Annotated in this window: 18 protein-coding genes; 6 read left to right on the top strand and 12 right to left on the bottom strand. The window is 44.7% G+C overall.

Annotation, left to right across the window (positions count from 1 at the left end; all coding sequences use genetic code 11):
* Window positions 1-92: 92 nt before the first annotated feature.
* The 3 genes from cydC to trxB all read right to left on the bottom strand — a co-directional run bounded on the left by cydC (window position 93) and on the right by trxB (window position 4657).
* The gene (gene cydC, locus KJB35_RS07095) at window positions 93-1814 is read right to left on the bottom strand and encodes a cysteine/glutathione ABC transporter ATP-binding protein/permease CydC (RefSeq protein ID WP_053306958.1); all 1722 of its coding nucleotides are present in this window, start codon (window positions 1812-1814) and stop codon (window positions 93-95) included.
* Window positions 1807-3594, bottom strand: a complete 1788-nt coding sequence (gene cydD, locus KJB35_RS07090) for a cysteine/glutathione ABC transporter permease/ATP-binding protein CydD (RefSeq protein ID WP_053306957.1) — start codon at window positions 3592-3594, stop codon at window positions 1807-1809. The genes cydC and cydD overlap by 8 nt, the downstream gene beginning before the upstream one ends.
* A gap of 103 nt (window positions 3595-3697) precedes the next feature.
* The gene (trxB, locus tag KJB35_RS07085) at window positions 3698-4657 is read right to left on the bottom strand and encodes a thioredoxin-disulfide reductase (protein ID WP_005377991.1); all 960 of its coding nucleotides are present in this window, start codon (window positions 4655-4657) and stop codon (window positions 3698-3700) included.
* 359 nt (window positions 4658-5016) lie between these two features.
* Between trxB and KJB35_RS07080 the strand changes: the two genes are divergently transcribed.
* Entirely contained in the window at window positions 5017-5673 is a 657-nt protein-coding gene (locus tag KJB35_RS07080; RefSeq protein WP_005377989.1) for a 2OG-Fe dioxygenase family protein, read from the top strand.
* Window positions 5657-6892: a cysteine desulfurase-like protein gene (locus KJB35_RS07075; protein WP_053306956.1), complete on the top strand. Its 1236-nt coding sequence runs from the start codon at window positions 5657-5659 to the stop codon at window positions 6890-6892. The genes KJB35_RS07080 and KJB35_RS07075 overlap by 17 nt, the downstream gene beginning before the upstream one ends.
* Before the next feature lie 90 nt (window positions 6893-6982).
* Here KJB35_RS07075 and KJB35_RS07070 read toward each other — a convergent pair whose 3' ends face one another.
* Complete coding sequence (locus KJB35_RS07070) at window positions 6983-7813, bottom strand: DUF2797 domain-containing protein (RefSeq protein ID WP_053306955.1); 831 nt, start codon at window positions 7811-7813, stop codon at window positions 6983-6985.
* Window positions 7814-8147: 334 nt separating this feature from the next.
* Here KJB35_RS07070 and KJB35_RS07065 point away from each other — a divergent pair, with 334 nt between their 5' ends.
* A complete protein-coding gene (locus KJB35_RS07065) occupies window positions 8148-9485 on the top strand; it encodes a GGDEF domain-containing protein (RefSeq protein WP_053306954.1) in 1338 nt (445 codons plus the stop codon).
* A gap of 142 nt (window positions 9486-9627) precedes the next feature.
* Here KJB35_RS07065 and KJB35_RS07060 read toward each other — a convergent pair whose 3' ends face one another.
* The 3 genes from KJB35_RS07060 to KJB35_RS07050 all read right to left on the bottom strand — a co-directional run bounded on the left by KJB35_RS07060 (window position 9628) and on the right by KJB35_RS07050 (window position 13794).
* On the bottom strand, window positions 9628-10998 hold the full coding sequence (locus KJB35_RS07060) for a DASS family sodium-coupled anion symporter (RefSeq protein WP_017634863.1): 1371 nt from the start codon (window positions 10996-10998) through the stop codon (window positions 9628-9630).
* A 218-nt stretch (window positions 10999-11216) separates the two neighbouring features.
* The gene (locus KJB35_RS07055; protein ID WP_064376420.1) at window positions 11217-11951 is read right to left on the bottom strand and encodes a vancomycin high temperature exclusion protein; all 735 of its coding nucleotides are present in this window, start codon (window positions 11949-11951) and stop codon (window positions 11217-11219) included.
* A gap of 154 nt (window positions 11952-12105) precedes the next feature.
* Window positions 12106-13794: an NAD-dependent malic enzyme gene (locus KJB35_RS07050; RefSeq protein WP_005377977.1), complete on the bottom strand. Its 1689-nt coding sequence runs from the start codon at window positions 13792-13794 to the stop codon at window positions 12106-12108.
* Between the two features lie 213 nt (window positions 13795-14007).
* Between KJB35_RS07050 and KJB35_RS07045 the strand changes: the two genes are divergently transcribed.
* The 3 genes from KJB35_RS07045 (at window position 14008) to KJB35_RS07035 (ending at window position 19031) form a co-directional block, all read left to right on the top strand.
* A complete protein-coding gene (locus KJB35_RS07045) occupies window positions 14008-16362 on the top strand; it encodes a helicase-related protein (protein ID WP_170893868.1) in 2355 nt (784 codons plus the stop codon).
* A 288-nt stretch (window positions 16363-16650) separates the two neighbouring features.
* Window positions 16651-17028, top strand: coding sequence for a hypothetical protein (locus KJB35_RS07040; protein WP_005377965.1), 378 nt, complete (start codon window positions 16651-16653; stop codon window positions 17026-17028).
* A gap of 329 nt (window positions 17029-17357) precedes the next feature.
* On the top strand, window positions 17358-19031 hold the full coding sequence (locus KJB35_RS07035; RefSeq protein ID WP_138939964.1) for an alkaline phosphatase: 1674 nt from the start codon (window positions 17358-17360) through the stop codon (window positions 19029-19031).
* 78 nt (window positions 19032-19109) lie between these two features.
* Here KJB35_RS07035 and KJB35_RS07030 read toward each other — a convergent pair whose 3' ends face one another.
* The 5 genes from KJB35_RS07030 to KJB35_RS07010 all read right to left on the bottom strand — a co-directional run bounded on the left by KJB35_RS07030 (window position 19110) and on the right by KJB35_RS07010 (window position 23292).
* Entirely contained in the window at window positions 19110-20213 is a 1104-nt protein-coding gene (locus tag KJB35_RS07030) for a phosphoribosylaminoimidazolesuccinocarboxamide synthase (protein WP_285357000.1), read from the bottom strand.
* A gap of 204 nt (window positions 20214-20417) precedes the next feature.
* A complete protein-coding gene (locus KJB35_RS07025; RefSeq protein ID WP_005377962.1) occupies window positions 20418-20810 on the bottom strand; it encodes a SulA-like leucine-rich domain-containing protein in 393 nt (130 codons plus the stop codon).
* Between the two features lie 411 nt (window positions 20811-21221).
* A complete protein-coding gene (locus tag KJB35_RS07020) occupies window positions 21222-21404 on the bottom strand; it encodes a hypothetical protein (protein ID WP_005377960.1) in 183 nt (60 codons plus the stop codon).
* 177 nt (window positions 21405-21581) lie between these two features.
* Entirely contained in the window at window positions 21582-22556 is a 975-nt protein-coding gene (locus KJB35_RS07015; protein WP_213907859.1) for a J domain-containing protein, read from the bottom strand.
* A 76-nt stretch (window positions 22557-22632) separates the two neighbouring features.
* Window positions 22633-23292 (bottom strand): OmpA family protein, encoded by a 660-nt coding sequence (locus KJB35_RS07010; RefSeq protein WP_005377956.1) that lies wholly within the window; start codon window positions 23290-23292, stop codon window positions 22633-22635.
* Window positions 23293-23401: the final 109 nt, after the last annotated feature.

Below are 23401 nucleotides of genomic sequence, written 5' to 3'. Positions count from 1 at the left end.
CACTGTATACGTGCTTAATTAGGTAACTAATAATACAGGAATAACAAAAGGGCTCATCGTTTGATGAGCCCTTCTCGTCACTGAAAATCGAATTATAGAGATTGTAATAGCTGGTAGTAACGACCTTTTTGAGCGAGTAGCGTTGGATGGTCGCCTTGTTCGATGATCTCACCTTGTTCCATCAAACAGATGCTATCCATGCTTTCTAGCTCTATCAGTCGGTGTGTAATGAATACTACTGTCTTATTAGCAAAGTGTTCATTGAAAAGCGCCATCACTTTTTGTTCCGTACGCTTATCGAGGCCTTCAGTCGGTTCATCTAAGAGTAGGATTGGGGCATCACGTAGCAATGCTCGAGCAATACCGATTCGGCGTTTCTCACCACCAGATAACTGACGGCCGCCGTCGCCTAACCAAGCGCCTAACCCCGGCTCTTCCAGAAGTCCGCCAAGCTCGACTTTTTGTAAAATAGTAGACAGTTGCTCATCACTTGCATCCGGAGCGGCCATGAGTAAGTTGTCACGTAGTGTCCCGTTTAGTACATCAACGCGTTGACTGACCACTGTCATTGCTTCTCGTAGGTCAGACTCGCTCCAATCTTGCAGTTTTGTACCACCGATTCGAACTTCACCTTGGTTAACATCCCAGTAGCGACAAAGAAGCTGAATCAGTGTTGATTTACCTGAACCTGTTTGACCTACAATCGCTGTTTTAGTGCCCAACGGTAGTGAGAGTGACAAGTCTTTCAGCACCTTTTGCTGACCGTCAGGGTAAGTGAAGTCAATGTTGTCGAATTCAATGTCTAACGTTGTGTCTTTATGTTTCGACTGCTCAGGGAAGACAACGTCAGGTTCAGCCAAAATTACTTCATTTAAACGACGAGCAGAAGTCAACGTTTGACCGAGATACTGGAATGCGCCCGCGATAGGCATCAGAATCTCAAAGCTCGCCATGGTTGCAAACGCAAACAGCGCAATCCAAGGATCAGGAGCACGACCACCTACGCCGTCTGCAGCAAACCAAAGCATCACAACCAGTGTAAGGCCGTTCACCAGCATAAGCAGGCCTGAAGCCATGCCCGTTAAATTCGCGTTCACAAACTGATTAGACAACAGCTGCTTTTGCTTCTCTAGAATGAGATTGCGATAACGCTCTTCTGCTCCAAAGATACTCAGTTCGCTGTAGCCTTGAAGCCAGTCCAGAGTCGCCACTCGCAACTGCGCTTTATGATGAGTGAGATTCTCGCCATTGTTTTTACCCAGTTTATAGAACAGCACCGGCCATACAAACAACATTACGGTAAGAATCGAACCAAGCAGCAGCGCGAGATGCCAATCAAAGAACGCCAGGACAGCCGTTAAACTCAATATGCCAAAAATACCAATCACGACAGGGCTGATAAGTCGAAGGTATACGTGATCCATCGCATCTACGTCCGCTACTAAGCGGTTGAGCAGATCGGCATCACGCATCGTAGAAACACGACCCGGAATCAGTGGTGCAAGTTTCTTAAAGAAGAAGATACGTAGATCGGTAAGCAGCTTGAACGTTGCATTGTGGCTAACGACACGTTCTCCCCATCGACCTGCGGTTCGAGCCATTGCAGCGCCGCGTACCCCGGCACCTGGTAACATGTAGTTGAAGGTCTCACGAGCAACCGTCAAGCCTGCCACCGCTGCGGCTGACATAAACCAACCTGATAGCGTTAATAAGCCAATAGACGCCGCTAAGGTCAGAAATGCCAGTAGCATACCTAGCGAAAGACCAAACCAGTGTTTTTTATAGAGTTTTAGATAAGGGAGTAAATCACGCATCTAAGTTCCCCTTGTCTGTTTCACGTTGTGCGAGGTTCGCTTCCAACATGTCTTTAAATAAGCCACCTTCTGTCGACAGTGTGGCGTAATCACCACGTTGAACAATCTGGCCGTCCTGCATAACAAGAATTTGCGATACGTTTTGTAAAGGCGCAAGTTGGTGAGTAATCATCAAATTCGTTGTGGCATGCGCATACTTGTTAATGCCTTCCATCACGAGTTTTTCACTGCGAGCATCTAAGCTTGCGGTTGGTTCATCTAATAACCAAAAACGACCATTTTGTAGCATGGCGCGAGCCAGTGCTAAACGCTGCGCTTGGCCGACAGATAAACCACCAGAACGATCAGATATCGGATAATCCAACCCATGCATTTCAACAAATTCAGCAGCGTGAGAGTCATTCAACACAGAATGTACGTCTGCATCCTGAATATTGTGCTTACCTAGTGTGATGTTATCTCGAATGCTACCGTGTAATAGCATCGGGTTTTGACCAATCCAGCTTACTGCCTCTCGCCATGTGGCTAGATCCAGTTGCGACAATTCGCAGCCATTAATTTTTAAGCTACCTTGATAAGGCATGAAACCGAGGATTGTGTTTACCAAACTTGTTTTACCTGCGCCACTTGGTCCAACCAACGCTGTACTTTTGTTGGCTTCAAGAGAGAATGATAGGGGACCTGCGAGCTGCTTACCTTCCGGACTAAAAATGGTTAACTGGTCCGCTTCAATATGGATAGGGCTGTTTTTATCTAACGCTTGGGTACCATCTTTGATTTGATCGACTTCCAAATCCAGAAACTCGACAATGCTTTCTGCTGCGCCAACCGCTTGCTGTTTCGCATGATAGAACGTGCCCAAATCACGTAATGGCTGATAAAACTCTGGAGCAAGAATCAGAATGAACAAACCAGCAAAGAGCGTAACACCCGTGCCGTAGTAGCCGAAGTCCAGCTCCCCGATATAACTAAAGCCAAAGTAGACAGCGGTAATTGCGATAGAAATAGAAGTGAAAAACTCTAACACCGCAGAAGACAGAAACGCGATTTTCAGAACGTCCATGGTACGAGTACGAAAGACTTCTGAAGCACCCTTTAGCGTCTCAGTTTCAGATTTTGTTCTATCGAATAAGCGAATGGTCGTCATTGCTTGCAAGCGGTCATAAAAGTGACCCGACAAACGCTGCATCGCTTTAAAGTTTTTACGGTTTGCTTCTGCGGCTTTCATCCCAACCAGTGCCATGAAAATAGGCACTAGTGGTGCAGTGACCAGGAAGATCAAGCCTGCTGCCCAGTTTACTGGGAATACGACAACCAAAATGATGAAAGGCACTAGTACCGATAATGACATTTGAGGCAAGTAGCGTGAGAAGAAATCTTGCATATCTTCTACCTGCTCTAAGATGAGCGTTGCCCAACTGCCAGCAGGTTTGCCTTTGATGTAAGCTGGCCCAAGTTTATGAACTTTATCTAAAATGAGTTGGCGAATATAAACTCGAATTTGCTCCCCGCAACGGTAACCGGCAAGCTCTCGACCCCAGGTACAAGCAGCTCGACCGATAACCGTGCCACCGAGCCCAACAAAATGCCAAATGAGGTCGGCTTTGTCGACTTGGTCAATGATTAACTGGTGCAGAATGGAGGCGAGCAGGGCTGCTTGAGCCAATAAAAACACGCCTGAAAGTACGCCTAGGCCTATCGCAATCATAAGCCAGCGCTTGGCTAACTTACTTTGTTGCTTCAGCCACTTATTCAAGCTGCTTTGCTTTTTCTTATCCATCGTGAAGGCTTAATGATAATTGTTTTAATGAGGCGGTAGTATACAAAAGAAAACCCAGCGGGAATACCGCTGGGCTTTAAGGATATGACACAAATGTGAAAAGTTATTTGTCACCAAGTGAGTCTAAGAAACGTTCAGCATCTAGTGCAGCCATACAACCTGTACCTGCAGAGGTGATCGCTTGACGGTAGTTGTGGTCCATTACGTCGCCAGCTGCAAATACACCTTCGATACTAGTTTGTGTTGCGTTGCCTTCAAGACCTGATTGAACGATGATGTAGCCATCTTTCATGTCTACTTGGCCTTCAAAGATTTGTGTGTTTGGCTGGTGGCCAATTGCGATGAATGCACCCATTACATCGATATCTTCTGTCGCACCGCTGTTCACGTCTTTAATGCGGACGCCCGTTACGCCCATATCGTCCCCCAGTACTTCATCGAGAGTGCGATCGGTATGAAGAACGATATTACCGCTTTCAACTTTATCCATCAGACGTTTCACAAGGATCTTCTCTGCGCGGAATGAATCGCGGCGGTGGATCAGGTGAACTTCTGACGCAATGTTAGATAGGTATAGCGCTTCTTCAACAGCCGTGTTACCACCGCCCACAACTGCAACTTTCTGATTACGGTAGAAGAAACCGTCACAGGTTGCACAAGCAGAAACGCCGCGACCTTTAAATGCTTCTTCAGACTCAAGGCCAAGGTATTTTGCTGATGCGCCGGTAGATATGATTAAGGCATCACAAGTGTACTCACCTGAGTCGCCTTTTAAACGAAATGGGCGTTGTGATAGCTCTACTTCATTGATGTGATCAAATACGATTTCAGTTTCAAAACGCTCGGCGTGTTCTTTCATGCGATCCATCAATGCTGGACCTGTCAGTCCCTCAGCATCGCCTGGCCAGTTTTCAACTTCAGTTGTGGTGGTTAGCTGACCACCTTGTTGCATTCCCGTCACAAGCACAGGGTTTAAGTTTGCACGCGCTGCGTAGACGGCAGCTGTGTATCCTGCAGGACCAGAACCAAGAATTAATAATTTACAGTGTTTTACGTCGCTCATTATGGCTCCAAAAAGGGCGTAACATTTCCCTCGATTGTATGGAAATTCTTAGTGCTTTAAAAGCATAAACAACGATTGTGATCGAATAATTGGTTATAGATTAGAACCCACTAAATATTGATAGAGAACGTTGACTTCTAGCATAAAATTCTATTCGTAGTAGAGAAGTCTAGTTTCAAATATTGTCAAAGCGTAAAACTGAAACATGGTTCTGTTTTTGTGGTTTGATTTGGTTTGTTATGTTGTTTTAGTTGTTTTGTTGAAGCTATCAACGTTAAAAGCTGGTAATTGCAGAATATTTGCGTAACCTAGTGTGTAAATTAAATGTTAATTAATGTACCTCATTAAAGGAGCAAATGATGTTACATTCACGTGAGAATACTCTACATTTAACACAGCTCAGCATGGCAGCAATTGAGCAGCTTTCCCCATCGTTTGAAGAACTGCCTCGTACCGAACATGCAGATGGTCAGTATCGACTACGACGTTATTCTGTGGTTGGTTTTGATAACGGCAAAGTCATCGACTTAAATAAAAATAGCTTTGTTCAATCCTCTGATATCAACCGATTTCAAGGTGATGTTGTAAGACAATTCGAGCCAATTGAGAAGGATATTCTTACCAGCGATGGATTTCGAGAAATGTGTGAATTGTTTGTCAATGCGAATCATCTGCCAAACGGTCAAGAAATAGAAATTCACCAAATCCGTATCAGGGCACTGGAAGAAGAAACCCAAGTAGCACCTGAAGGTGTGCACCAAGACGGTTTTGATCACATTGCAATGGTTGGTGTGGGACGCCATAACATCATCGGTGGCGACATCATGCTGTACAGCAGCCATAACCAAGCCCCATTTTTCCGTAAAGTGCTAGAAACCGGAGAGGTCGCAATCTTGGCTGATAGCAAGCTGTGGCATAACGCGTGCCCAATCCGCTCTGTTATTGATGACGAAGCGGGCCATATGGATGTATTTGTACTCACGGCTACGGATAAGCGTAATGAACTTCAATCTTAATCAGATCAGAGAGCAATTTCCGGCGTTGGCTCAATACCACAACGACAAGCCCGTGACGTTTTTTGATGGTCCAGGTGGCTCACAAGTGCCTCAATCAGTACTAGACAGCATGGTTGGGTATTTAGGTCGTTTCAACGCTAACTTAGGCGGGCATTATTTTTCTAGCCAAGTGACCGTTGACGTAATGCAAAATGCGCGTGAGTCGGCTCAGGCTCTACTTAATGCCCCTTCATCTGGCAATATTGTCTTCGGTGCCAATATGACCTCACTAACCTTTCAGCTTAGTCGCGCGATTAGTCGAGATTGGCAAGCAGGAGATGAGATCATTGTCTCCGCTTTGGATCACTATTCAAATGTATCCAGCTGGCAGCAAGCGGCAGAAGATAAAGGCGTTACGGTTCATCAAGTTCGTATCAACGAAGAAGATTGTACGCTTGATATGGAGCATTTAAGCCGCCTTCTTTCTGATAAAACGCGCATTGTCGCTGTGACTTATGCATCGAACACGACGGGTTCTATTGTGGATGTACAGCAAGTAGTCAGCATGGCGCACAATGTTGGGGCACAAGTTTATGTGGATGCCGTCCATTATGCGCCTCATCATTTGGTTGATGTTCAAGCGTTAGGTTGTGACTTTTTAGCTTGCTCAGCTTACAAGTTTTTCGGACCGCACGTTGGTATTGCTTACATAGCCGATCAGTGGCTCCACAGTATTCGCCCTTACAAAGTCGAGCCTGCCACTAATATAGGCCCTGGTCGATTTGAAACAGGAACGCAAAGTTTTGAAGGTCTTGCTGGTGTCGTTTCTGCGGTTGAGTATCTGGCTCAATTTGGTGAAGTCGGTTTACCTCTTCGCCAACGATTGGAGCAAAGCTACCAACTGTATGAACAACATGAGCAGCGCTTGAGTGAGCGCTTCTTACAGCGTTTGAATGCATTAGATGGTGTCAATCTATTCGGTATCGCAAAGGAAGATAGCCAACTCCGCACGCCAACTTTTGCGCTAACGTTTGACCGATATTCTCCAGAATTCATCGCGAAAACACTGGGTGAACATAACATTTGTGTATGGAATGGTCACTTTTATGCGTTGGGCTTAGTTCGTCAACTTGGTTTAGAAGAATCGGGTGGTGTAGTGCGAATTGGTTGTATGCATTACAACACAATAGAAGAAGTCGATATGTTATTCGATGTGCTAGAAAGCATCCTTGACGCATAACTAACGATTTCTTCCTAATAGAAAAACAAAAGCTCGAGTCAAACTCGAGCTTTTTTCGTTTTTATTTGAATCAACGCGTTTTACAAGCGATTACGCACTAACTTCAACTTCAACTTCATAGGAAGTGAATTTTCTTACATTAATAACGCCGGTATCAAAGATGAGGTATTGACCTTTGATGCCTTGCAAAGTGCCAGTAACAACCGGGTTTTTATCGAAGTTATGCGAAGTGATCTTCGTTGGGTGCTGTTGTACCGGGTAGCTAAGGTCGGTAATGCTTTCGTTTAATACTTCAATGGCATCTTCGCCGAATTGCTGTTTTATCTCGGCAATTTTCTCTTCGACTAAAGGCAATAGCTCAGCAAAACGGTCCTGCAATGCCATAGGTTCACCGTCACCTTTAAGCAGTGTGCGCCAATTGGTCTTGTCTGCGATATGTTTCGCCAGTTCAACTTCAATTAAACCGGAGATATGGCGAGTTTTTACTTTAAAAATTGGCAAGCCCTGAGTCGCGCCTTGGTCAATCCAACGAGTCGGGATTTGAGTATGACGAGTAATACCAACTTTTAAGCTGGATGTGTTGGACAGGTAGACAAAGTGATCCACCATGCAATTCTCTTCACCCCATTGTGGTTCGCGACAAGTCCCTTGATCGTAGTGGCAGGTCTCTGGCTTCATGATACACATGTCGCAGCTTGCTAGCTTTTTCATGCATACAAAACAGTGGCCTTGCGAATAACTCTTTTTCGTTTTCTTTCCACATGAGCAACAAAAAATATTGCCAGTGTGAGTCAGTGTGAGCGTTTTACCCAGAAACGGAGTTAAGTCGATCTCTTCCTCACCGACAGGAAGACGGTAGTTGACGGCACCGTCCAGAGAAGCACGCATTTTGTTTAGCGTGCCAGTTGCAATTAATGACATGACATTACTCATTATTGTGTTTTTGCACAGTATATACTGAAGTGGAGAAGAGATGCAGGGTTGACAGGAGCTTTAAAGTAAATGTCTTGCACTAAATTATTATGCATCGTGTTTTATTTGCTAAAAATTATGGCTGTGAAATGCTTCGCAAATAGAAGTTGGGCTGCACTTTTTAGAAATTTTGAAACGTGATAACGGTTCAAAATCCGTTACTATGTGTCGAAACTAAGAATTGAATGAAAAAGCGATTTTATTTCTTGATAAATCACCTTGATTTCATTTTTTGAAATTATTGAACCCCACGTATTGTATAATCTCAGCAGGTCACTTGCCCATGAAGTGGATCCATAACTTTATCTTTGCTCTTTCTATTTGCACTATCAGTTTGGTTGCCCTTTATAGTGTGCTTGGCGATACGCGAAAGCTGACCATTACACCTGAGCATTTCAATATCTATGCAACTAAAGATGCCAGTGAAGGAGGTGTGAGTGAGGCTGATATCACATACGATCGGCAAAGCCTAGTTCTTAGCTGTGAACTAAAGCAGAGCTCGTATGCTTGGCCTTATTGCGGAATCTCGGTTTATACCGATTCAGCAACGCCAACACAGGGTATTGACCTTTCCAACTACCATACGATTCGATTGAAGGTGCGATATGAAGAGGCAGGAATAGGGGCTAACCCTAGCCACGACCTACGTTTGTATCTTCGCAATTATAATTCTGAGTATTCCAAACCGGACGACGAGTACACCATTAAATATAATGGCATGCAGTTTTCTCCGTCGGGTTCGATCGATATTGTCGAAATTCCGATTAAAAATCTTCAGGTGATGACCTGGTGGTTAGCAGATAACGGAGTCGCGATTGAACACTCTGCACCTGAATTTTCAAACATCACACGTATTGATATTGCAACTGGGTCTGGTGCGGCACTTGGTAAACATAGAATTGTGATTGATAAAATTGAGTTTGAAGGCGCTTACCTTGCGCAAGAAACATTGTTGTATGCATTATTATTCTCTTGGATGGCGCTTGGACTGGCGTTTTCACTGCATGAGTTACGAAAAAATAGAGTGGCTTATGAAAAAGCACAAAAGCGTCACCGTCATTTGGAGAAGGTTAATGATACTTTGCGAGCTCAAAACTATGAGTTTGCAGAGTTAGCGCATCGAGATGCTTTGACGGGCGCGATGAACCGATATGCTGTGCAACACTGGCTGGAACAACAATCTCGTCAGGTTCGCTGGGGGCATAACACCTTCAGTATTCTCTATTTGGACTTGGATAAGTTTAAAAAGGTGAACGACAAATTTGGGCACCAAATGGGGGATGACATATTGCGCGAATTTGTCATGGTGGTAGCGACTTCTATTTACTCAGACGATCGACTCGTTCGTTGGGGCGGCGAAGAGTTTGTCGTATTTTGCCCTGATACCAATATTGAACAAGCGTTAGAGAAGGCAGAAATGATTCGCAAAAATGTGGAGGATCATTTGTGGGTGCACGGTGAATCATTAACTTGCAGTATTGGCGTTGCCCAAATGCAGAATGAACGCGTCTCAGAAACCATGGCGAGAGCTGACGAAGTGTTGTATCAGGCGAAGCGCAATGGTCGCAACCGAGTGGAAGCTCATTATGGTTTACTTGCTTGCGAAAAGAAGCAAGCCTGATAGCCGTTCACTTAAAGGAAAGAAAAAAGGTGGCCAACTGGCCACCAAGAGGGAAACTGCTGAACACCACTTAGGGGGGAAGTTTGGGTTATCGATACGATTACCGTGAGCAGCAGTGTAGTGCTAATCGAACTTGCTATTTTTACCAGAACAACCAAGCGAAAAGCGTTAGTGCAGCAATACAGGCAATGTTTAATACGAAACCAATTCGCATCATTTCTTTTTGCTTGATATGACCCGTACCGAACACAATCGCGTTTGGAGGTGTTGCAACAGGTAACATAAATGCACAAGATGCAGCGACGGCAATCAGTGCAGAGAGAATAACCGGAGACATGCCTAAGGCTTCTGCAATGGTCGCAAATACAGGGACAAGTAGCGCAGCACTGGCGGTGTTACTCGCAAACTCAGTCAAGAAGACAACAAAAGCAACCACTGCAAGAATCGTTAAGAGAATACCGGCTTGCTCAAGGAAGCCTGACAAGCTATGAGCCAAAAATACGCTTGTTCCGGTTGCTTTTAGGACGTTACTCAGACAGATACCACCACCAAATAGGATTAACACACCCCAGTCGGTTGTTTTCTCAATATCTTTCCACTCGACGGCGCGAGAAGCACCAAGTAGAAGGATGGCGCCAATGGCTACAAGAGTATCGAACTTCGCGAAGCCACCCAGCATAGCGTTAATAGGCTTACTGAATATCCACAAAGTTACGGTCAGTAAGAAAATCGCCAACGTAATCATTTTGCCGTTTGTCCATTCGACTGGTTGATGGTCAAGGTCAAACTTGTGGCTAAGGTCAGGCTTAGTCATCGTGTACAATACGAGGATAGCGATTGGCATTAATACTAGGGAAATAGGTACACCAAACTTCATCCATTCAGTGAAGCTTAGACCAACTTCAGCGGCTGCAATTGCGTTTGGTGGGCTACCAACCAGTGTTGCAATACCACCAATTGAAGCACTGTAAGCGATACCGAGTAGAACAAACAAAAAGGTGTTGTGGTTTTTCTTGGCGTCTAGCTTTGTCATCACACCCAGCACAAGCGGTAACATCATCGCGGCGGTGGCGGTGTTTGAAATCCACATTGACAGGCCAGCACTCACACCAAATAGCATGAATACAGCGACAGACATTTTTCCTCTTGCCAGCAATAGTACTTTATCTGCAATCGCTTGATCTAACTTTTGTTTATGTAGAGCCGCAGCTAGTGCAAAACCACCCAAAAATAGAAAAATGATGGAGTTGGAAAAGTTATTCAGTGCGGCTTGAGTGTTGAACACACCCAAAAATACCGCAAGTAGTGGTATGAGCAGCGCAGTAATACTGACGTGAATCGCTTCGGTTAGCCACAAAATAGCAACAAAAACTAAGATGCTCAGGCCGGTTACTACTTGTGGTTCAAAGGGTAAGGTATTAAACAAGATAATGAACAATAGGATATTCGCGTTCAAAATCATGCTGTTGCGAGTGAAGAACCAATTCTTCAATGTCACAGCGAGTGCGGTCATGGGTAGTGCTCCTTTTGCATTGCCTTTTGTCGGTTTTTTATGGCAAAGTAACTGACTTGTAGTTATTTATTGATGAAATGTTACTTTGAATGCGAAAAAGAGTTTTGCCTGAATCGTAGAGCAAATTAGAAAGTGTGATGTTGAGAATTGGAAATGGGTAGAAAACTACCCATTTGTTTTATAGAAATGTTACTAGGCTTGTGAGCCACGTTATTCCTCTATTCGACGGGGACTTGAAGAGGCTCGTTATCTGCTTTATTTGGCTCTTTTACTGCAACGATAGGTTCTTGAGGGCCAAGGAACTTAGGCTGCGTATTGATAATATACAGGTCTAAAAACGCTTTCACACGGGCTAGCAGTTCTCGAACACGCATCGATGTTTTTTGCTTGTTGGCCGTCGGCCCTGCTACCGCGAGACACTGTGCATCAATGCTGTAAGCATCAGCGATGAACAGTGCGCGTTCACAGTGAAAGCGCTGAGTCACAATCAGAAATCGCTCCGAAGCAAAAATTTTTTTTGCTCGTACAATCGAATCTAAGGTACGAAAGCCAGCATAATCAAGGTGAATCACTTCTTCAGGCACGCCTGCTTTAAGTAAGTCGCGTTTCATTGTCCACGGTTCGTTGTATGAACGGTGGGCGTTATCACCACTCAATAAAAACTGTTTTACTTTGCCTTGGTTGTAAAGCTCAATCGCCGCATTAATGCGATGAGTGTAGTAAGTGTTGAGGGTCTTTCCGATGTATTTACTGGTACCAAGAACTACGGCAACCTCATGTTGAGGGATTTGCTCGTATTCAGTGAAAATGCTCTCTTTGGCTTGTAAAACCACCCACCGGTCGATGGCAATAACAGAAACAAGCAGACTAAGTGCAGAGATCGACAAAATCAAAGCAAATCGCTTCCAGGAAAATTTCAGCTTCCACTTTGATCTTATGCGAGAAAACAACAAAACGTTTTATATCCTTAACTAAAAATGTAGTTCTCATCATATCTGATAGAAACAAAAAGAGAGAAGCCCATTTATGCCAAAATCTGGTTAGGATGATAAAAAAATAAAAGCCCCTACATGGTAGGGGCTAATTATTAAACGAATTGTCTCAAGCTTAGAACGCAGTGCGTTTGTAGCGGCGGTAAACAGGTTGCCAGAACGACTGTTCAATTGCCACGTTCAATGCTTCATCAGTAATTTCTAATGCGACACCTTGTTCAATTGCCTTTTTACCAACGGCAAATGCGATTTTTTTCGATACTAAGTGGATCTCTTCTAGTGGTGGAAGTAGAGCCCCACGACCGTTGATTGCTAGAGGAGAACATGTTGCGAGCGCGCGACTTGATTCCATTAGCATCTCGTCAGTGACACGTTTTGCATTGACAGCAAGTACACCAAGGCCAATGCCTGGGAAGATGTAGCTGTTGTTACATTGTGCAATAGGGTAAGTGCGACCTTCATGAACCACTGGCTCAAATGGGCTACCTGTCGCAACCAGTGCTTCACCATTTGTCCAACGAATGATGTCGTTCGGTGTCGCTTCCACGCGGCTTGTTGGGTTCGACAGTGGGAAGACAATCGGACGCTTACAGTGTTTATGCATTTCTTCGATGACTTCTTGGCTAAATAGGCCAGGAGCACCAGAAACACCAATTAGTACCGTTGGCTTGGCGTTACGCATAACATCGAGTAGTGAGAAGCCATTTCCTTCATTTTCCCACTCTTTCGTATTGGTATGCTTTTGCACCAAGCGTTGTTGGAAATCAAGAAGGTTAGGCATGCCTTCTTGTAACAGACCCCAACGGTCAACCATGTAAACTTGTGAGCGAGCTTGCTCGTCAGAAATTCCTTCCGATACCATTTGTGCGATGATCGCTTCTGCGATACCACAACCAGCAGACCCTGCGCCTAGGAAGGTAATACGTTGTTTAGAAAGCTGAGTTCCTGCTGCTTTACAAGCTGCAAGTAGAGAGCCAACAGTAACAGCTGCAGTACCCTGAATATCATCATTGAAGCAACACACGCGGTCTTTGTAACGCTCTAGAAGAGGCATCGCATTTTTCTGAGCAAAGTCTTCGAACTGGATCAAAGCATCAGGCCAACGGCGCTGTACCGCTTGGATAAACTCTTCTACAAATGCATCGTATTCTGCACCCGTAATACGAGGATGACGCCAACCCATGTACATCGGATCAGCTAAGCGTTGCGGGTTATTGGTACCCACATCAAGCACGATTGGTAGCGTGTAAGCAGGGCTGATACCACCACACGCGGTATATAGTGACAGTTTACCGATAGGAATACCCATGCCGCCGATACCCTGGTCACCCAAGCCAAGGATACGTTCGCCATCTGTCACAACAATCACTTTAACGTTGTGGTTTGCTGCGTTGTTCAGCAAGTCGTCAATACGGTCACGGTTCGGGTATGAAATGAACAGACCGCGACCACGACGGTAAATGTTAGAGAAGTTTTCACATGCTGCGCCAACAGTCGGCGTGTAGATGATAGGCATCATCTCAGAAATGTGATTTTGCACTAGGCGGTAATACAATGTTTCGTTGGTGTCTTGGATATTACGCAGATAAATGTGTTTATCCATATCGCTTTCGAAACTTTTGTATTGCTGGTAGGCACGTTCCACCTGCTCTTGGATAGTTTCGGTCGACTCTGGAAGCAGACCTTCTAAGTTGAATGAACTACGTTCTTCAGCAGAGAATGCACTGCCTTTGTTCAAAAGAGGGGTTGCTAAAAGAGCCGGACCCGCATATGGAATATATAGTGGGCGTTTATCGTTGTTCATTGGGTGCCTTATGTAGGGTTGAAGGATGCGCACCAAATTTTAACGGGTTCACTATTTAGTTGTAAACATGCGTTGATGCACATCAATGTAATGTCGCAAAAAAATTCAGATACCGACGAAAATATCGGCAATATTGGTTGTTTAGAGATACCTAAAGCAGGATTTTTTTACTTGGGTATAATGTTTTGCATCATCAAATCAAATCCAATTTCTATGTTTCAACTACCTATCGACAGCCTGCAAGCCGAGTTTGACCATCATGTAAGCCTTAACCATCTTGTGGTGGAAGCCGAAACCGGGTCGGGTAAATCTACCCGCTTGCCCATGTGGGCGGCAAAACACGGACGCGTTCTGGTTATTGAACCACGTCGAATTGCTTGTACCTCGCTGGCTGAATTTCTTGCGGAGCAATCTGGAGAGCCAATAGGTCGCAAAGTCGGTTACGCGATCAAGCTTCATGCCTATTTTGATGAAAAAACCGAAGTTGTATTTGTCACTCCGGGGGTTGCACTGCGTTGGTTTTCGGAAAACAAGCTAGCAGACTTTGATGTCGTGATAGTGGACGAATTTCACGAGCGACGCTGGGATATTGATCTATTAACCGCCATTTTGAAGCAAGAAAATCAACATCGATTGATCGTCACTTCCGCTACCTTAGAAGGCGAAAAGCTTGCTCGTTACCTGAATGCTAAGCGCCTGAGTTCGGAGGGACGTTGCTTTCCAGTCACGGTGACACATCGTTCTACAGACAGCCGCTATTTACCGAACAAAAAGGGATGTGAACAGGAGGTTGTCGGAGCGGTAAAAGAAGCACTGGAAGATGAAGATGGCGATATTCTTGTTTTTCTCCCAGGACGTAAAGAGATCGCCCAATGCGCGCAGATGCTACAAAGCAGCAGTGATGTCATGGTGGTTAAACTTCATGCCTCGGTCAGTGATGCAGAACGACATCGTGCGCTGACGGTACAAAAGCAACGGAAAGTCGTATTGGCAACCAACGTCGCGGAAACCTCTCTGACCATTCCTAATATCCGGGTGGTAATCGATAGCGGCTTAGAGCGCAGAACTGTACAACGAAATGGACGTACAGCACTGACGTTAACCAACATTTCTAAGGCCAGTGCCGCGCAGCGAATGGGGCGAGCAGGTCGCGTTACCGAAGGGGCTTGTATTCGTCTATATGGTGAGCACGCGCCTTTAGAGTTGGTGACACCTCCAGAATTACACAGAGAAGAGCTCGTCGAGCCCATGCTGGCAGCGGCTTGTTGTGGGTACCGTCTCTCAACACTCGATTTTCTCGACTCAATTCCCCCAAAGTCGCTAGAGGCATCTCATTCGACGTTGTTATCCATGGAAGCGATTGATGAGGATGGCAATGTCACGCAGCACGGGAGAAAAGTATATCCACTACCCATTGATGCACTGTTTGCCGATCTCGTTACCAGAATTCAAGCGAAGACAGAGAAGGAAGCAATGATTGACTTGGCAGCAGCATTATCTGTGCCTGCTCAACTCTATCAGCGACAAAGTGGTGAAGTCGCTGAGCTTCTATCTCAAGAGGAACCATACGGGTGTGATGCCTCTTTGCTTATCCGTTTGGTTCGGGGGGAGCGACTTCCGGGCATTGTCATTGATGCCAGCGCACTCGAAGAGGCGCAAGGTTTAGCGAAACAAATGCGAGAAGCATTTGAATTACCGGAACTTGACGTTGCCTCTCGATATAAACGTGAAGCGCTCTTTTTCTCCATCGCCTCATTGCACCCTGAGCTTGTGTTTGTCCGACGAGCTCGTCGAAGGGATGCTCTAGGAAATGGCGTAGTCGAGATGCTGGTTGGGCGTAACAGCCGCTTTCCTGATAAAGAAGAAGCGGCCATCGTGCTAGATAGCCATAGCGTGCCAGGACGAGGTGTTAAGCAAACACTAAACCTCGCATCGGTTATGATGCCTATCCCGCTGACGTTATTACGCGAACTTGAGCTAGGGGAGTGGCAACAAGGTGAGACGAATTATGAAGAGGAGACCCCAAGAGCAACGATGCATTTTGTCTACGCCGGACGAACAATCTGTACTGAACATCAAGCGTTAAAAGGTGATGTTGCTGTTCAGTCTATTGTCGAAATGATAGAAGACGAGACACTGTTACCAGGTTTTGCTTCTCAAAGAAAACAGCAAATCCAACACTGGAAACTCTACAACGCATTGGGCCTTAATGTCGAAGGAGAAGAGGTTAACGACTTGGCCTCCTTGACATTTTCTAGCTGGTTAAAGGATCAGTTGGAAACATTAGGCGTTGAAAACATCGATGATATGGCGTTGTTTGAACCAGAAGACTTAACATTTAATGGTGTTCCAGAATGGGAATACGACGATTTCACGGAGCAGTACCCTTTAGAACTTTCGCTGCCAGAACTCCAACTAGATGTCGAGTATTACGCGTCTCGCAAGCTGGTACAGGTCGTTTATCGAGAGGGAAACCGAAAGGGAGGCCCGAAGCGTTGGGAGCTGCCACGTTGGGCGGGTTGGAAGATACAGTATAAAAAGGCCAGTCGAGTGATTGATGTGAAGTAGGTCGGCGGATGACGTTGTGACAAGAATTGATATTTTCTTGGTGAATCTATAATGATTTCATATTGATAGCGTTACTTGCGTGTTGTTTTTAGTTTCTTAATTGAAATATTAATCAATTGAATGCTTATATATGGCGAAGCTGTACATCAGTTGTTACAAAGCTGGTTTTAATATTTCCTTTTGTATGTAAATTAGGGCATAAAAGACGAATGTTTTATATCCCATTGCTATATCAAAACAGTTGAACGATATTTGGTATATCTCATTTTCGAGTGTCGGGGGCATAGAATGGATCAACAAGGAAAGACGTGCATTGAATTCGACTACACTAGCTTTTTAGGAGCGACAGGTAGTAAAAAATGGACCTTTTTAGAGGCATTTGCCACCATAGCGCCTATTTTCGGTTTGATGTGGAAACAGAACATTGCGGAATTGAGCAAGCCTGAAGATCGGTTGTGGGATGCCGCATTAAAATCGATGTCTTCTCGTAAAAGTGATGAATCCAATTTGGTCCGCTTAACCCAGTTAGCTAAACATGAAGGGATCAATGAATTGCGAGTCGTTATGCCATATTCGCTCGATGTTCAGCAAATCGAGTACATAGAATCTCGCAGTCAGTTGAAGGTGGATACGTCAGAACAAGATGTCCTTAACATCAAGTTTTAGGCTGAGCATTTCCACTTCATCGATGTACCACTTAACAATAGTGCAATGAAAAGCGACCTCAAAGTAGGTCGCTTTTTTATTTTGAGGTTTTTGTCACAGGTCTTGGAAGTGTGATGAATATAGAGTATTTGCACTTAAATTAACAAAAATGTAACGTTTGGAAATGCAATTGTCATAACTAGCTTCTAACTTTGTGTTTTTAGGACAAATTACCGACTAAGTGGTTGGTACTGTAAGTTCGAATTAACGTCCCTTATTGGCACACAAGGATGATTGAGTCACCACGTCATTTGGGCATAAAAACAAACACAATAAGAAAGGAAGTCAATATGTCTTTGTCTCGTCGAGACTTTATGAAAGCTGCCTCTTCAACGGCGATTGTTACCGGGCTGGTGGGCTGTGGTAGCGATGCTAGTGAATCTGTTGCGGTTACCTTTGAGCACGGAGTGGCGAGTGGAGATCCTACTCAAACACAAGTAATCATTTGGACTCGTGTTACAACCTCAGCGAGCTACGCAGATGTAAGCTGGCAAGTTTCATCTAACGAAAATTTTACTGATATCGTGCAAAGTGGCACTTTTGCCACAGACACGAGCCGAGATTTCACGGTAAAAGTCGATGTTCAAAATCTCAACGCAAATTCTCGTTACTACTATCGATTCATGGTTGGTGATGTCACTAGCGAAGTCGGGCAAACTCAAACATTACCAGAAGATGGTGTAGAAAAGGCATCCATGGCGGTTGTTTCTTGTGCAAACTATCCTGCTGGCTATTTCCATGTGTACCGAGAGATTTTAAATCAACATGAGCAAGACCCGTTTGATGTGGTGCTTCATCTCGGTGATTACATATATGAGTATGGTGCTGGTGGTTACGCTAATGAAGATGCTGAGGCACTAGGGCGAGAGCCAAGCAAAGGCACTGAATGCATTACCTTAGATGATTACCGAAAACGGTATGCGCAATATCGCCAAGATGCTGATCTGCAAGCGTTACATGCGAGCCTACCAATGATTGCTGTCTGGGATGACCATGAGCTTGCAAATGATACTTGGAAAAATGGTGCGGAAAACCATCAAGAAGAGGAAGGCAGTTTTAATGATCGTCGTGCAGCTGCGGCTGCCGCGTGGACAGAATGGTTGCCCGTTCGTGAAAACACTTTCTCAAACATGCTGATTTACCGTCAGTTTTCGTTTGGAAGTTTAGTCAATTTGATGATGCTCGACACGCGACTTGTGGGGCGTGATAAACCGTTGGATTATTTCTCGCTCAGCTCACCAACGATGGAAGCTATTGGCGGTTTAGTTGCTCAGTCGCGCAGTCAAGACCGAGAGCTGTTAGGCGCTGACCAACTCGCTTGGCTGATGGATGTGTTCAGTACGCACGACGCAACTTGGAATGTGCTAGGGCAACAAGTGTTAATGTCTCGTATGGAGTTGCCAAGTTCGGTTATGACCGCGATGTTTCAATTGTTTACTGCCACTGAAGAACAAAAAACAGAGGCGTTATTAGCGGTAAACTCTGCGATTACGGGTTATCTCTCTGACCCAAGTTTAGATACCATTGCTTTGCCATATAACCTAGATGCATGGGATGGTTACTACGTTGAGCGAGAGAGCGTTTATCAACTGGCCAAAGCCAGCAGTGGTAACTTTGTCTGTTTGGCAGGAGATACGCACAACGCATGGGCAAGTGAGCTTAAAGACATATCTAAGCATCCTATCGGGGTAGAGTTTGCGACTAGCTCGGTGAGTTCCCCTGGGTTAGAGGCCTACCTCGCGTTAGACCCTGTCGCGATCGCTCAAATGGAATACACGCTGCCGCACTTAGTGTCAGAATTACAGTGGGCAGACATCAAACAGCGTGGCTTTATGCGCGTTACTTTTACGCCCGACAAGGCAGAGTCGACCTGGTATTTCGTATCAACGATTAAAGACAAAACATATCAGGTGACGACTAAGTCAGCCTTTACAACAGATGGCACTACGTTAAACATCAGCTAAACTGAACCTAATATGAAAAAAGTCCGCAAGCTAGTGCGGACTTTTTATTGGAAAGCGTTTAGCAATCTAGCGACAGTGCTAGTCAATCAATCCGTATTCTTTGCTCAGAACTTCGATGATTTCCGCTTTCGGATTCTCACTCAAATGAATCGGCTTGCCTGTAATCTTCTCGGCAATACCAATGTAGGTGCTCGAAATCGCCATCAAAGATTCGACGGGTAAAGCATTATCACGAGCGAGTGCTTCACGCTCTGGCATACGTTCTTTGTTTAGCAAGATATCTGGGTCAGGGAAGTGGTTAAGTAGGAACTGGCGGAAACCTTCTTTTGAGTTCTCTACGATGTGACCTGCTTGGTACTCTTTAGCATCCCATATACGAGACGAGTCTGGTGTACCCACTTCATCCATGTAAATCAGCTTTTCATTGCCAGCAGCATCATGAACATAACCAAATTCGAATTTGGTATCGACAAAGATTTGGTCGATTTCTTCTAACGCTTGGCTGATAACGTTAAAGCCTTCTTTCAGCAATTTTTCGTAGAGTGCGATATCGTCAGCGCTTGAGAAGTTAAATGCTTCGTAGTTGTCTACGATGTTTTGACGAGTAATATTTACGTCATCCGCTTCTGGCACACCGGGAATGCCTTTTAGAATGCCTTTTGTGGATGGGGTCATTAGCAACTCTGGCAGTGCTTTGTCTTTTCCTAACCCTTCAGGAAGTTGGATTCCACAAAACTCGCGCTCGCCATTTGCGTAAGCGCGCCACATCGAACCCGTGATGTATTTGCGGCAGATGGCTTCGATTTTTACCGGTTTGGCTTTTTGTACAATCCAAACAAAAGGGTGAGGAATGTCTAGAATATGGCTATCTGCTAAGCCATTTTCTTTGAACAGTTTGAACCAGTGATTAGAAATCGCATTAAGCGAAGCCCCTTTACCCGGGACACCATTAAGACCACCTTCAGCATGCCAAATACAATCGAATGCAGAGATTCGGTCGCTAATCACCATGATAGCCAAAGGCGCATCTGGAGCGACATCGTATCCTTTTTCTTTGATCAGTCGGGCGCTGTCTTCTTCAGTTAACCAGTAAACTGAACGAACTTTTCCACTATGAACGGGTTTATGGGTGCGAATTGGCAGGTCGTCATTGACGGCAAGTACTTGATTAGCAAGGCTCATTGCGACATTCCTATCATCTTAATCAAACGTCAGAAAGAGAAGATATTCAGCAAAATGTGGGCGCTGAATAAATCGAATGTGGGCATCATACCAGAACTATTTTAACTCGCCAGAGAAAAAGCAAACGTTTGCTTGTTTTCTTTAATACAAAAAAATGCCCCCTTAAAAAGGAGGCGAGATGCAGGATGGATAACGTCGAACTTATTAGTGGTACTTATTAACTCTGCCTTCGACGAAAAAGACTTCACACTGATAGCGCTGCGCCATGTCGCGCAACATAGATTGATTCATAAGTGCAATTTTATTTGATGCAACAACAGCACTGGCATTGCCTGATCGGATGGCTTTGATCACGATCTCGACTTCTGAAAGCTGTTGAGAGGGCTTCATTTGAATAACGTTTTTACAGCAAATATTAGAAGCAGTGAGTTGTTCAAAGTCTGGACGAGGGCAGTCTGCTGTAAACAAAATCCATTGTTTCTGCTGCGATAAAACAGCCAGCTTAGATAGAAGCTGATCCGAAACGGCCATGGGCTTAGTTGCTTGTGCCAATACGTTGTAACGAGAGTATGTATGAGATTGACTTTGTAACTGCATCTTACTGTTCCTTTATACATGCTGTATGTGTATACAGTAGTTTGTTTTGGTGACCTGATCAACCAGTTTCTCAAAAGTTATTTGCGGTTTTTTGAGAAGGAAATAAAAGGATTTGATTCTAAGTAATTGAATTTATGTGGTTGTTTTTCATTTTTGATATGTCTAACATCAATTTAAAAATGTGAGGTGAGTAGAAAACTGGACGAGAGACATACAGGGGTTTACTACTGTATATACAGGTGTTTTTCACGGACAATGGTTTGTATACAGTGGGAGAGGGCTGATAACCGATGCGACGTGCTATGTAAGATAGGAGGGAATACGAGATAGAGATTGGAAATAGGGCTTGGCCGATCAAAAAAGCGCCTTAAAAGGCGCCTTTGAAAATCAGTTCCGTTGATTCCGTCTTGCTTAGCTCGCTCGTTGCAAGCGTTCGCGCATTTGTAATTCGCCTTGGTTAAATAGGCGCACGTCGATTTTCGCCATATCGTAACAAGCTTTACATGAGTAGTGGTGCTTGCCATCCAAATAATCGTGACGAGTTACAAGACTAGGTTTTTTACACCAATCACAGGTGCCTTCTTCAGTGAACATTGATTTTCTCCCCACCTAGATTAATTTGAGTCGTTAGGTGTTATTTTGCGCCGGGCATTATGGCATAAAAGCGCGACTTAAGTTAAATGTCTGTTAATTTCTTTGAGAGGGAGATCGATTGCGGTGCTTGATTATATGGGAATAAAAGCATGGCAGCCAAAGTATCCTGACCTATTTTTACTGTTTTGTAACATTTTGTGAGACGAGCTTAAAGGCATGATTGAGTCGCTTCATTTCTTCTTCACTGCCCCTTGTGTCAGGATGATAAAGCTTTGATAACTGTCTATAGCGTAGCTTGATTGCCTGTAAATCAGGGATGGTTTGTGGTGTGTAGCCAAGCATGGCGCATGCGACGCTTAGCTTATGGTTTTCTGCCTGAGTTTTGGATTTCTTAAACTCTCTGAATACTTTCTCTAACTGACGCTTCAGTTGCTTGTTCGTAAACTCTAGCTCTTTTATTTTTTCCGCCATTCGTTGATTTTGGCTTTCCTCTTTGGCTTCACGCGCTTTTCTATTCTGCTTGAGTTTTTTGATCACGAGGAAACTTAAGCCGCAGATGATGAGTATCGCCGCTAGCCAAATCAGCCATAGAAACGGCGAGTGTTCTACTTTGGGGTTTGCAACTGTGCTTTTCTCTTCTAGTGTTTGCTCCGCCTTTTTATCGAGCGACTTTATTTGCGAGACTTGCTTAGCTCGCAGTTGGTTGAAGCGCTGCTCTAACAGTTGATTATAAGCTTGTTCTGCTGCTGGATTATGCTGAGAAGCCATTTGATACAAGGCTTCAGTCAATTGAGAAGTTGTGACCTTATCTGGATTGCGCTGAATAAAATCGGCGAGAAGAAATCCACGATCGGTTGGGTCATTGAGTGCGATAGAGGTTAGCCAATATAACGCTTGTGTTTCATTTTTTTCGCCATTTATCCCTTTAGCAAAGTCGTTCGCGAGCTGTTTTTGTGCAGGGAGGTAACCTTGGTTGGCGGATTGCTCTAGCCAGTAGCGCGTTTCTGGTGAGGCTTCAGCTTCGTTTGATGCCAATAATTGTTGTGCGTACTCGTATTGTTCGATGGGGTCATTTGGAGCTTGAGAGGCAAGTGAGTAGCCAGAAAAGCTGAGGCTAAATAAGCAGAGTAGGGCAGACGTTTTGACAGACATTAATATGTCAGGCCTAACGATAATGGTTAGGCCTGCTCCGGTAATTTTTTATTATTACCGTTATGGTGCAACCAAATTACTTCAGTGGCAAGATCTGGATTTCAACACGACGGTTGCACGCACGACCTTCAGAAGTTTGGTTTGAGCAAATTGGGTTACGTTCGCCGTAGCCGCGTGCAATTGCACGACCAGGTGCAACGTTTTGAGATACTAGGAATTGACGTACGGACTCTGCACGGCGCTCTGACAATGTTTGGTTGTATGACTCACTGCCTGTGCTATCCGTGTAACCATCAATAACGAGACTGGTATCTGGGTACTCAACTAGGATGCGAGCAACACCACGTAGAGTATTATGGATGCTAGCATCAAGCTGGTAAGAGCTTGAAGAGAAGCCGATACCGTTTTCCATACGCAGTAAAAGCTGATTTTCACCAACACGCTGAACTTGTACGCCAGAGTTTAGCAAAGCGCGACGTAATTCCGCTTCTTGTTGGTCAAAGTAGTAACCAACGCCAGCGCCAGTCGCTCCGCCTGCGGCTGCACCAATGAGTGCATGCTGACGACGTTCTTTAGCATCATCACCCGTTGCTAGGCCGATTGCTGCGCCAGCGATCGCACCAATAAGCGCGCCTTGCGTGGTGGAGTTAGTTTCGTATTCACCCGTTGTTGCATTTTGGCGTTGAGTGGCTTGACAGCCAGTAAGAGCTAGCACTAGAGCTAGTGCAATAGGCATCTTTTTCAAGGGAAAATCTCCGTATAAAACTGAGGCGAAACCATGCCTCATAATGGGATGCGAATTATGAATAAACAAGCATTAATATTTGTTATGAGAAAGTAAGATT

The sequence above is a fragment of the Vibrio sp. D431a genome, assembly GCF_030248655.1.
Taxonomy (GTDB): domain Bacteria; phylum Pseudomonadota; class Gammaproteobacteria; order Enterobacterales; family Vibrionaceae; genus Vibrio; species Vibrio alginolyticus.
The sequence above is the reverse complement of the archived record's forward strand: the minus strand, read 5'-3'. Positions and strand labels throughout refer to the sequence as shown.